Raw genomic sequence first — 11,426 nt, forward strand, 5'->3', positions numbered from 1 at the left:
AAGGAGAGGGGTTGGGGGTGAGGTTCTGTATTTTATTAAATCCACATTCCTTAGATGTGGTTTAATTTCAGTGTGCTGTTCCCCATTACCCCAGATCCCCAGAGGTGGCCCCTCACTAATAACCAATGACTACAGCAACTAAGATAGAAGCCATTCTTTATTTAAAAGGCAAGCCCTTATCCCTCGGCGAAATCGCCGAGTATGCCGCGTGCGATCGCGCTACCGTGGAAGAAGGCATGATGGAGTTAATTGATAGTTATGCCCACCGGGATAGTGCTTTAGAAGTTGTAGAAACCCCACATGGTTATAGTCTGCAACTGCGGTCTGATTTTCATGACTTGGTACAAACGCTAATTCCGGTAGAATTAGGACTTGGTGCATTGCGAACATTAGCCGCGATCGCTCTCAATAATCCCATACTGCAAAGTGATTTAATCGAATTGCGCGGTTCAGGTGTATATCAACATGTTCCCGAATTAGTGGAACTAGGTTTTGTGCGAAAACGCCGAGATCATGATTCTCGCTCCTACTCATTACAAGTAACACCAAAATTTCATCAGTATTTTCAAATCGAGCAGTTGCCTCAAATCTTAGGGAGCAGTCCCAAGGAAGAACAACTAGAGTTAGATTTATCGCTTGCAGCAGAATTAGACAATTTGAGTGAAAATGAAGATATCACCAACCCTGAAGTATCACAAAAGATAGCTTAAGTAGTGCCAAAAAGGTAATCATCGGGAAAAATTCTCTGTTGTAGACGTGGCATAGGCTTTGCCTAGTTAGAGTCCAAGGCTGTACCCGTGGAGAATGCACTACCCCTGTACTATGGTTTAGAGTAGAATCAGCAACTAAGCTAAATATTTGCCAATGGTGTTTGACCCTGACTTTTTAAATGACAACTCTGAGGACAACGCTAATCAGCTTCTGAACGACCATTTTGAGGAAAACCCCAATCAGTTACTCAAATATCTACAGCATCAGTCTCCTGAAGTTCTAGCCCGTGTCGCTCAGTCCGTCAGCCCAGAAATTAAACAGATAATTTCGCAAAACGTGCAGGGGTTAGTAGGAATGCTCCCCGCAGAAAACTTTAACGTGCAAATTACCACGGATAGGGATAACTTAGCTGGGCTACTAGCATCGGCGATGATGACAGGATATTTCCTCCGCCAGATGGAGCAAAGGATGCAGTTAGAGCATTTGTCAAACAGTCAATAGTCAATCAATAAAAATATTTCTGACTATTGACTTTCGACTCCAAAGCATCAACTACTTCTTCTGGGGATAAGTTCCCGATTGCACTTTGAAAGTTTGAATTTTACCATTGCGGCTGACTTCAACCTTAAGGATATCCCCAACTGTGCTGGACTCCACTTGTTTCTGTACTTGGGCTGCTATTTTTACTGGTCTGCCGTTAATTTTTTGAATTACGTCTCCAGGTAATAATCCCGCTTCTTGTGCAGGTGAGTTCTCCATAACTCCTTTAATGACAACGCCAGTTTCCGACTGAATATCCAGGTCTTTTTCTCGATTCAGCTCTCGTCTGGTGGTAGGAGACAAATCTGTCATTTCAATTCCCAAAAAAGGATGCTCCGCCCGACCTTTGGTAAATAGTTCATTGGCAATTCGGGCGGCAGTTTCAATAGGAATGGCAAAACCCAATCCTTGGGCATCAGCGCGAATAGCAGTGTTAACGCCAATCACTTCACCCTGGGCGTTTAACAAAGGCCCGCCAGAGTTACCAGGATTGATGGCCGCATCAGTCTGAATAAAGCTGACTCGCTTATCGGGAACACCCACTTGAGCGCTAGTTCTATCAGTAGCGCTGATGATGCCGATAGTGACAGTATTATCTAAACCCAAAGGATTGCCAATGGCGATCGCCCACTGTCCTGGGATTAAATTTTGTGAATTACCCAGCTTAACTGTAGGCAATTTAGTTTCGGGAATTTTCACTACTGCCACATCGGTTATGGGGTCAACTCCCACCACCTTGCCCTTAAAAGTGCGACCATCTTTAAGAGTGACTTGCACCGTATCTGTATCAGCCACCACATGAGCATTAGTGAGCAATTCGCCATTTTCGCTCAAAATAAATCCCGACCCTGTACCCCGCTCAATTCTTTCTCTAGGAATTGGTTGCTCATCTTCACCAAAAAATCGGCGCAATAAGGGATTTTTCAAAGCATCTGAGATGGGATTAGCCACTTTACGAGTAGCGTTAATCCTCACCACCGCCGGGCCAACTTGTTGCACTGCTGAAGCAATAAAATTGAGATTATCACCTCCTGCCGCCCCAATAGCTCCACCTACGGGATTAGGAATCACCGGTTCTGGAGCCGCAGCCGTCACATTCCTCAACTCTTGAAATGAGCGATTATGTGGCAGAAAATAACGACTGCCATACAATCCTGCACCACCGCCAATGGTTAGTAAAGATAGATAAATAGCTAGTTGCTTTAAAGATACATTCATAGTTGTTACGTTTAGGGAAAGCAGTGCAATCGCTAATTTCTAAGTGTAGTCAAGCAAATGCCCAGTGGACAGATAAATTTACAGAGAATTATCAGGCATAAGGCACTATAGGCTAGAAGCTAGAGTCTAAGAGGCATAGGTACAGAGTAAAATCATCTCCCTTATCCTCATTGTCCCTTTGTCCCCACTCTCTAGTTCCCAATTAAAATCTAAAGTTAGTGTTCTCTTCACATTTATATATGAATCTTCTTTATCGTCTATTTTTGCTCTGTAGCCTAGCCAGTGTTGTTGGGCTAGGATCTCTACCCTTAAACTCAAACAAGGCCCATGCTGCTGCTCCTGCAAGTTGTCCTACTCCAGCATTATCTCGCTTCCAACGCCACACAGTTGCTCGTGGTGAAACATTAGAGAGCATAGCCCAGCGTTACAATCTTTTGCCGTCAACGCTGGTCGATATGAACCCATCTGTGAGAAATGGTAATGTTACCGTCGGTAGCGAGTTACAGATTCCTCCCTACAATGGAATTGTTGTAGAAATACCTAGTGGTCAAACTTGGCGACAAGTGGCGGAAACTTATAAAGTTCGTGCTGATACGCTGTTTGAGATTAATGGTTGTCAGCAAAACCCCAGAATCGTGTTTGTTCCCAGGGTGAATGATTCACAAAATCGTCCTGTAGTGCAGTCTCCCCAGCCTGCTGATGTAGAACCTATATCTATAGCTGGGTATCCCTTGCAAGAACAAGCATCTGTGGGATTACCTTATGGTTGGCAGATTCATCCTACAACTGGTGAAGTGTTCTTCCATAGTGGTGTAGATTTGTTGGCAGATTTGGGTAGTCCTGTACAGGCGATCGCTCCAGGGACTATAGTGTTTGCTGAGGATCAGGGTAGTTATGGCAATTTGGTCATTGTGAATCATGGTGGTGGACTGCAAAGCCGTTATGCCCATCTGGAAAAAATTAATGTTGCTGTTGGTCAAACAGTTGATGCAGGTGATTTGCTAGGAACTGTGGGTACTACTGGACAACCGACGGCGACTCAACCACACCTTCATTTTGAAATGCGTTCTAGTTCATATTTAGGTTGGGTAGCTAAAGATCCCAAGGAATATTTCCGGCAATGAGATGGTTTTAACGCAGAGGAAATTCAAAAAGTAATTGATTCGTGGGAATTGACTATGTGCATTCCAGCGCTGGCAAACTTGGTAAATGCAGCATCTGCCTGTTCTGTGTAGTCAACTACACCAGGAACCACAACAGGGGATGTGCAATCTTCCAGTAAATAAACTTTTTGGGCAAGGGTAGCATCTACCTGTTGAATTTCGGTTAATAAGTTATCAATTGTCCAGGCGACGCAATGGCTTTTTGCTTGACCGGCGATAATTACTTTATCGAATTGTAAAAGTTGCTGAATTAGACGCGTGTTTTTTTTTGCTAGGGGATTTTGCTCAAAATCTGTCAAAACTTCTGGACTTAAAACAGAGTAGTTTTCTGTTAAGGGATTATCACCTTTGATTTCAAATTGTGTTGGACTTTGACGAGCAATGCCGTGAAAAAATATGGCTTCTTCTACAGATGAAACTAAAGCATGACCGATGCCACCCAACATAGAATGATAAGGCCAAACAGTTAGGGGATATTTACCATCTTGACTTAGTTGTTTAACGTAGTGGTAGGCATTTTTTTCTAATATTTCGTAATTGCCATCAGTAATACTATTGGCAACTGCTGGATTAACTTGCCAAATATGTTTTTCAACATCTGCTAAGGTAATATTTGTGGCTGCTGGTGTGGGATGTTCACCTGATTCATTTATCCAAAATATGGGATGAAAAATTTGGATTGCGGTATGAGTATCTAGGGTGGGAATAATTTTGGTGATTACACCCAAGTTGCGATAAATAAATTCACATAGTCTGCGATTATCATCCACGGCTCCAGTTCCAGATTTTCCCCCGACAAATAATTCAAATCCAGGTATGCAGAAGGTGTTTTGTACATCAATTAACAGTAAACAAACTTTGTTTTTATCTGAAGCTGCTGGTGAAATATTATATTGTTTTGCCCAAGCTTCTGCTGCGGCTGCGCGTTCTTGATAAGGTACACGCCAAACTTCACCGACTTTTTCAGGGTTAAAGTGTGGCGGCATTGGTAGGTGGCTTGTAATTTGGGTATACATAATTCAACTAAATCCTTAGCTTATAGCAATCATATTTAATTTACCAATACCCAGAGCATACAGCGGACTGAGTCCATCCCGATTTGAGGTTGAACATTATTAATCTTAATTTAAAATTGCTAACATAAATGTGGCATGTTAAGAAAGTAAATACTTTTTATATAATCTGCTACTTGTTGAGAAGCTATACTAATTAATACAGGTTTTAATTACTCTATCTGTATTCAAAAAATTTGAGAATTATAAAAGGCAAAATAACATGGTTAAAAAGATTGCCTTGTTCAATCATAAAGGTGGTGTCAGTAAGACTACCACCACTTTTAACTTAGGTTGGATGCTTGCTTCAAAAGGTAAGAGAGTGATCCTTGTAGATACTGATCCTCAATGTAATCTTACAGGTATCGCTCTAAAAGAGGAAACTGAAGATGACGAAGCAAGAATAGAAAACATCTACAACACACATTCAAATATCAAGACTGGCTTGGCTCCTGCATTTGAGTCACAGCCAAGAGCTATTGAAGCTGTAGATTGTATTCCGATACAAGGTCAAGAGGGTCTATTTTTGTTACCTGGTCATGTGGGTTTTGCTGAATATGAAGTAACATTGGGTATTGCTCAAGAACTCACTGGCTCAATTCAGGCACTCAAAAATTTGCCGGGTGCAATTTCTGATCTCTTGGAAAAAACTGCTAATAAATTTAATGCTGACTATATTCTGATTGATATGAGTCCAAGTTTAGGAGCAATTAATCAGAACTTACTAATGACAAGTGATTTTTTCTTAGTACCTACAACAGCTGATTTTTTCTCTGTGATGGCAATTGATTCTCTTTCTAGAATCTTATCAAACTGGTGTACTTGGGCAAGGATGGCTAGTACAAATCCTATATTAAGGGAAGCAGCTTATCCGTTTCCAGAATTCAGGTTGAAATTTTTAGGAACTATAGTTCAGAACTATAGAATTATTAGAGGTAAAGAAACAGCCGCATTTCAAACATGGATAGAAAAAATAGAAAAGACGGTTAACGGTAAGCTGAAACCAATTCTAGAGAAAAATAATTTGTTATTACCTGAAGAAATTTATACCGATCAGGGTATGAATAGTAGTTTTACTATGACAAAAATTTCCAATTTTAACAGCTTAATTGCTATCTCACAGGAACATAGTACACCAGTTTATGCACTAACATCTGAACAATTAGACCAGACAGGCGTAGTATTAGGAGCTAATCAAAGAAAACAGGAGGAATTTAAAACAACTTTTTCTGAATTAGCAGATAAAATTATTGCACTATCCTCCAGTTATGCAGTCAGCGCTTAACCAATTTCGTATTAGTATTCAGCGTGTTCGGGATCTGATTGCTCTTCATAACTCAGTGAAGACTCAAGCTACTACTGCTTTGGATATTTCAGACATTTTACGCTCTGCGCTAGTTTTAAGTGTGAGTGCTTTGGATTATTATATCCATGAGGTTGTCACATTGGGTATGCTAGAAATTCATCGAGGGATACGTCCTGAACCAGCAGTTCCAAACAATTCCACTCAATCATCCTTTTCACGTTTTAAGGTTTCTCTGGGAAGTGCGCGAGAAGATAGGAAAATAGCTATAGATATTGCTTCTTGGATAGAGGGTGAAATACAGCAGAGTTATGGAGATGATTTTTTGCAGCAATCTCATGATATATCCAGTTTAATTCCAGTTATTTCAAATAGTATATTAAATAAACTAAATAATACCTCATGGTTAGAAACTGAAATTAGAGAAACTTTGAGCTATAAAAGTTTTCAGGAACCAGATAAAATTGCCGAAGCAATTAGATATATTTCTAATGCAAAATTATGGGTAGAAGTTGCTCAAAAAATTGATAAGCCTGATAAAGATATTAAGCAACAACTAAAATTGATTGTAGATCGGAGAAATAAAATTGCTCATGAAGCAGATATAGATCCGACTCTTAACTTAGGTAATCGCTGGTATATTGATGAATCAATGATTGATGATGCGGTTGATTTTATTGAGCAAGTTGTTGAGAGTATTCATCAAATTTTGTAGATTTGTTTGCCTTTTTCTCTCTCTCATCGTCCAAAAACGCCCTGACTATGGCAATCTGAGAGAAAGAGACTTATCAATCTGATATTTTAACTACAGCAAATTTACCTAACTAGGTTATGCAAACTCTGCCGACTCCTACAACATCCGACACCACAGAAAACCAAGCCATCTTTGATACCACAATCAAGCGGCGCAAAACCAGACCTGTCCAGGTGGGAAATGTCACCATTGGCGGTGGCTACCCGGTGGTGGTGCAGTCGATGATTAACGAAGACACTCTTGATGTCGATGGATCTGTGGCTGCTATTCGTCGTTTGCACGAAATTGGCTGTGAAATTGTCCGCGTCACAGTGCCAAGTATGGCTCACGCTAGAGTGATGGCGGAAATTAAAGAAAAATTAATCAAAACTTACCAAGATGTACCTATTGTTGCCGATGTGCATCACAATGGACTGAAAATTGCCCTAGAAGTCGCCAAGCACATCGAAAAAGTGCGAATTAATCCGGGGTTGTATGTGTTTGAAAAACCCAACTCCAATAGAGGCGAATATACTCAAGCTGAATTTGATGAAATTGGCGATAAAATCCGGGAAACCCTAGCACCTCTGGTGGTTTCTCTCAGAGATCAAGGTAAAGCTATGCGGATTGGGGTCAATCATGGTTCTCTCGCAGAAAGAATGCTATTTACCTACGGTGACACCCCAGAAGGCATGGTGGAATCTGCCTTAGAATTTATTCGCATTTGTGAATCTTTAGATTTCCGTAACATAGTAATTTCCATGAAAGCCTCACGGGTTCCTGTGATGGTAGCCGCCTATCGCCTCATGGCCAAACGCATGGATGACTTAGGTATGGATTACCCGTTGCATTTGGGTGTCACTGAAGCCGGAGATGGCGAATATGGACGGATTAAATCCACAGCGGGGATTGCCACATTACTGGCTGATGGCATTGGCGACACCATTCGCGTGTCACTGACAGAATCACCAGAAAAAGAAATTCCCGTGTGTTACAGCATCCTCCAAGCCTTAGGATTGCGGAAAACAATGGTGGAGTATGTCGCTTGTCCTTCTTGCGGACGGACTTTATTCAATTTAGAGGAAGTATTACATACCGTCCGGGAAGCCACCAAACATTTAACAGGGCTGGATATAGCCGTCATGGGTTGCATTGTAAATGGCCCTGGAGAAATGGCAGATGCCGATTATGGCTATGTTGGTAAAACACCTGGGTATATTTCTTTATATCGCGGCAGAGAAGAAATAAAAAAAATCCCTGAAGCCCAAGGAGTAGAAGAATTGATTAATCTGATTAAGGCTGATGGGCGTTGGGTAGAACCGTGAACAGAGGTTAGGGGACTTCCAGAAATTAAATTATCCAATTTACTGGGATGCAAGGTTGTCTTTCTCCCCCCTGCTCCCTGCTCCCCTGCTCCCCTGCTTACCCAGTGATTGGACATTTATTTAGTTTGAAGTCCCTAGGGGCTAGAAAGTTTTCTCTATCCTCCCATCCCCCTACTTTTTCCCATAATCTTCATCAGTACTTAACAAGATCGCCGGATTGTCAAGTATTTTGATGAAATTAGTAATACATGCTTGGTCTGTACACTGTTTCCCTGTGTTAGATTGGGCATACTGACTATAAATTTCTCCCTCTGACACAGCTGTCATTATGGTGATTACAAAAAGTAGACTTGTTTTGGGTGCTACGGCAGTGACACTTTCCACAATTGCTGTTACTAGCCTGGGCATTCACTCGCGAGGTCAGGCTTTATTTAAAGCAAGTCCCAAGGAATTGGTAGACGAGGTTTGGCAAATTGTCCAACGCCAATATGTAGATGGTACTTTTAATCAGGTTGATTGGCAGGCTGTGCGGAAGGAGTACTTAGGTAAGTCCTACAGTAATCAGCAAGATGCCTATAAGTCCATTCGGGAAATGCTGCAAAAGCTTGAGGATCCTTACACCCGGTTTATGGACCCTGAGGAATTCAAGAATATGCAAGTGGATACCTCTGGAGAACTCACAGGTATAGGTATCACAATTAGCCAAGATGAAGAAACCAAGCAGATTGTGGTGATTTCACCAATTGATGACACGCCTGCATTTAAGGCAGGTGTTTTGGCAAAGGATGTGATTGTTCAAATCAATGGCAAAAGCACTGAGGGGATGGATACTAACCAAGCAGTATCCCTGATTCGTGGTGAGCCAGGAACAAAGGTAAACTTGACAATTCAACGAAGTGGTGAAGTCAAAAAGTTTGAAATCATCCGGGCGCGAATTGAAATCCATCCAGTTAGACATTCCACGAAAACAACTCCAGCAGGTAATATCGGTTACATTCGCTTAAATCAGTTCAGTGCTAATGCTAGTAGAGAAATGCAAAGCGCTATCCGAGATTTAGAAAAGCAAAGAGTAGTTGGATATATTTTGGATCTTCGTGGTAATCCTGGGGGTTTACTTTTCTCCAGTGTAGAAATTGCCCGAATGTGGCTGGATAGAGGTACGATTGTTTCCACTATTGACCGTCGAGGTGAACAAGAACGAGAAGTGGCAAGAGGTCGCGCCCTCACCAATAAACCACTGGTAGTCTTGGTAGATAAAGGTTCCGCTAGTGCCAGCGAAATCCTCTCAGGAGCATTACAGGACAATAAACGTGCTGTTTTGGTTGGTAGTCAAACCTTTGGTAAAGGTTTAGTACAATCTGTGCGTCCTTTAGAAGATGGCTCAGGATTGGCGGTAACAATTGCTAAATATCATACTCCTAGTGGTAAAGATATTAATAAACATGGGGTTGATCCAGATGTGACGGTGGAGTTATCCGATGAACAGCGTCAAGAACTATGGCTCAATGAGCGTGACAAACTCGCCACATTAGAAGATCCCCAATTTGCTAAAGCTGTAGAAGTTTTAGGTAAAGAAATTGCTGCTAGAGGTATGACAAGTTCGGAAAAGTAATAAAAAAATCATAGATTTTATGAGGTGTGTTATGACGTTGTGCATAACGCACCTTTTAATCAGCCTAAATTAGTGCAAAAAAATTTTAGGTTGGGTTGACTTAAGGAAACCCAACATCATTGGCAGCGTTGGGTTGCGCTGCGCTTAACCCAACCTACATCCAATAGTAATACTAGTGGCGAGATATCGAACTCACGTCTGTCACAAATTCCAATTGCGACGGAATTGAAAAAAGCCTTCTAAAAAATCTTGTAACCCAGGATTACTATTTAATTTTTGCCGATCCCACTCTCTGGCGGTGTTTTCCAGAATCTCTGAAAAACTGGGATAAACAGGAGATAAATTTGCTAAATGCTTAATTGAAATTTTTTGCGCCATTGCTAAAGCAATCAGATTAATTAACTCTGGGGCTTCTGCACCTAATATAGAAGCGCCTAAGATTTCTCCATTACGTAACACAATGATTTTACAGATACCTGTAGTTTCATCCCTTAGTTGGGCGGCTGCCACTGATTTATAATATTGCTGCAAAATTAAAATTTCATTTGGTCTAAATTGGCTTTTTGCCTGCGCCTCTGTCAAACCTACTTCCGCCAACATGGGGTCAGAAAATAGTGCCCAAGGAAGACATCGATAATTGACTAAAAATCTGGGAAGAAATAAAGCATTTTTGACGGCAATTCTGGCTTCATGATGAGCGACGTTAGTAAAATCATAACCACCAATGACATCGCCACAAGCATAAATACGACGGTTAGTCGTTTGCAATTTGTCATTGACAACCAAGCGCCGTCGCCGCCATTTCACCCCTACAGCAGCTAAATTGAGTGACTCAATGTTTGGCTGTTGTCCAGTTGCTACTAAAAGTTCATCAGTGTCAATTGCTTTATCTCCTGCTTGAATCCACTTTTTGTTCTCAATAAGTTTTACTTGAGTAACTGGTTTTTGGGTGAGGACACGTACACCATCAACTTCTAACTGTGCTTGCAGCAGTTGAGCTACCTCTGGGTCAGCACAAGGCAAAATAGAGGAATACTTCACTACCAGCGTCACATTACAACCAAACCGTGCCAGAGTTTGAGCTACTTCAATACTTTGGGGAATACCACCAATAATTACCCAATTTTTAGGTAGGGTTGGTTTCTGAAAAGTTTGCCAAACATTTGATAAGGTCAAATAACCCGTAGTTTGCAAGCCGTCAATATCTGGAATTGCTGGGCGGGAACCACTGGCCAGTAAATAGGTGCGTCCCCTTAGCAAGCGTTCATTTACAGCAAATGTTAGGTGAGATGATAACCGGGGTGGCGTAGCCATAGATTGAAATTGACCTTTGCCCAGAATCACATCGACACCCAGTGCGGCTAGGTTGGCAAGAGAATTTTGTTCTTGGATATTGGAGACAACGCCTTTGGTATACAGCATTGCTTCTGGCCAGGCTACAGATGCTTGGCATGGTTCTGAGGTATCAGCATGGGTGTTGTGAATACCAAAACCAGCTATATCACTTAATTTGTGCGATATTTTGCCGATTTCGCTCATAGCCTGGTGTTGAATAAACCCATAATCTACTTGAGACTCCACCAAAGCCACTGTTGCCCGTAGTTGGGTTGCAGCTAAAGCTGCATAGCGTCCGGCAAGACTACCACCAATAATCACAATATCGTAATCAATAGTCATTGGTTATGGGGAGTGGGGAGTGGGGGGACAAGGGGAGTGGGGGGACAAGGGGACAAGGGGACAAGGGGACAAAAATACTTCCTCATGTTTCT

General features: G+C 41.7%; 10 protein-coding genes. 7 read left to right on the top strand and 3 right to left on the bottom strand.

The window, feature by feature from the left end:
- The first annotated feature begins 125 nt into the window (after positions 1-125).
- Both scpB and ACM0OS_RS26360 read left to right on the top strand, forming a co-directional pair.
- The gene (gene scpB, locus ACM0OS_RS26355) at positions 126-710 is read left to right on the top strand and encodes an SMC-Scp complex subunit ScpB (protein WP_414546134.1); all 585 of its coding nucleotides are present in this window, start codon (positions 126-128) and stop codon (positions 708-710) included.
- A gap of 154 nt (positions 711-864) precedes the next feature.
- Positions 865-1,212 (top strand): DUF760 domain-containing protein, encoded by a 348-nt coding sequence (locus tag ACM0OS_RS26360; RefSeq protein WP_414546135.1) that lies wholly within the window; start codon positions 865-867, stop codon positions 1,210-1,212.
- Between the two features lie 51 nt (positions 1,213-1,263).
- On the opposite strand, the gene ACM0OS_RS26365 is transcribed toward ACM0OS_RS26360, so the two are convergent.
- Complete coding sequence (locus tag ACM0OS_RS26365) at positions 1,264-2,469, bottom strand: HhoA/HhoB/HtrA family serine endopeptidase (RefSeq protein WP_414546136.1); 1,206 nt, start codon at positions 2,467-2,469, stop codon at positions 1,264-1,266.
- 239 nt (positions 2,470-2,708) lie between these two features.
- Here ACM0OS_RS26365 and ACM0OS_RS26370 point away from each other — a divergent pair, with 239 nt between their 5' ends.
- Positions 2,709-3,593: a peptidoglycan DD-metalloendopeptidase family protein gene (locus ACM0OS_RS26370; protein WP_414546137.1), complete on the top strand. Its 885-nt coding sequence runs from the start codon at positions 2,709-2,711 to the stop codon at positions 3,591-3,593.
- 23 nt (positions 3,594-3,616) lie between these two features.
- On the opposite strand, the gene ACM0OS_RS26375 is transcribed toward ACM0OS_RS26370, so the two are convergent.
- Positions 3,617-4,648, bottom strand: a complete 1,032-nt coding sequence (locus ACM0OS_RS26375; RefSeq protein WP_414546139.1) for an isochorismatase — start codon at positions 4,646-4,648, stop codon at positions 3,617-3,619.
- A 259-nt stretch (positions 4,649-4,907) separates the two neighbouring features.
- Between ACM0OS_RS26375 and ACM0OS_RS26380 the strand changes: the two genes are divergently transcribed.
- From ACM0OS_RS26380 to ctpC, 4 genes are all read left to right on the top strand, one after another.
- On the top strand, positions 4,908-5,969 hold the full coding sequence (locus ACM0OS_RS26380; RefSeq protein ID WP_414546140.1) for a ParA family protein: 1,062 nt from the start codon (positions 4,908-4,910) through the stop codon (positions 5,967-5,969).
- Positions 5,953-6,702: a HEPN domain-containing protein gene (locus tag ACM0OS_RS26385; protein ID WP_414546141.1), complete on the top strand. Its 750-nt coding sequence runs from the start codon at positions 5,953-5,955 to the stop codon at positions 6,700-6,702. Before ACM0OS_RS26380 ends, ACM0OS_RS26385 begins: the two co-directional genes overlap by 17 nt.
- 116 nt (positions 6,703-6,818) lie before the next feature.
- Complete coding sequence (ispG, locus tag ACM0OS_RS26390) at positions 6,819-8,045, top strand: (E)-4-hydroxy-3-methylbut-2-enyl-diphosphate synthase (protein ID WP_414546142.1); 1,227 nt, start codon at positions 6,819-6,821, stop codon at positions 8,043-8,045.
- Positions 8,046-8,373: 328 nt separating this feature from the next.
- Complete coding sequence (ctpC, locus tag ACM0OS_RS26395; RefSeq protein ID WP_414546143.1) at positions 8,374-9,657, top strand: carboxyl-terminal processing protease CtpC; 1,284 nt, start codon at positions 8,374-8,376, stop codon at positions 9,655-9,657.
- Between the two features lie 201 nt (positions 9,658-9,858).
- On the opposite strand, the gene ACM0OS_RS26400 is transcribed toward ctpC, so the two are convergent.
- Positions 9,859-11,334 carry a dihydrolipoyl dehydrogenase family protein gene (locus ACM0OS_RS26400; RefSeq protein ID WP_414546144.1) on the bottom strand — a complete coding sequence of 492 codons (1,476 nt, stop codon included), beginning with the start codon at positions 11,332-11,334 and terminating at the stop codon, positions 9,859-9,861.
- Between the last annotated feature and the right edge of the window lie 92 nt (positions 11,335-11,426).

Source organism: Nostoc sp. CCY0012 (assembly GCF_963920855.1).
Lineage (GTDB): Bacteria > Cyanobacteriota > Cyanobacteriia > Cyanobacteriales > Nostocaceae > Cyanocohniella.

Coding starts and splice junctions, on each gene's coding strand:
- scpB (WP_414546134.1), top strand. CDS start 126: ATGACTACAGCAACTAAGATAGAAGCCATTCTTTATTTAAAAGGCAAG.
- ACM0OS_RS26360 (WP_414546135.1), top strand. CDS start 865: ATGGTGTTTGACCCTGACTTTTTAAATGACAACTCTGAGGACAACGCT.
- ACM0OS_RS26365 (WP_414546136.1), bottom strand. CDS start 2,469: ATGAATGTATCTTTAAAGCAACTAGCTATTTATCTATCTTTACTAACC.
- ACM0OS_RS26370 (WP_414546137.1), top strand. CDS start 2,709: ATGAATCTTCTTTATCGTCTATTTTTGCTCTGTAGCCTAGCCAGTGTT.
- ACM0OS_RS26375 (WP_414546139.1), bottom strand. CDS start 4,648: ATGTATACCCAAATTACAAGCCACCTACCAATGCCGCCACACTTTAAC.
- ACM0OS_RS26380 (WP_414546140.1), top strand. CDS start 4,908: ATGGTTAAAAAGATTGCCTTGTTCAATCATAAAGGTGGTGTCAGTAAG.
- ACM0OS_RS26385 (WP_414546141.1), top strand. CDS start 5,953: ATGCAGTCAGCGCTTAACCAATTTCGTATTAGTATTCAGCGTGTTCGG.
- ispG (WP_414546142.1), top strand. CDS start 6,819: ATGCAAACTCTGCCGACTCCTACAACATCCGACACCACAGAAAACCAA.
- ctpC (WP_414546143.1), top strand. CDS start 8,374: ATGGTGATTACAAAAAGTAGACTTGTTTTGGGTGCTACGGCAGTGACA.
- ACM0OS_RS26400 (WP_414546144.1), bottom strand. CDS start 11,334: ATGACTATTGATTACGATATTGTGATTATTGGTGGTAGTCTTGCCGGA.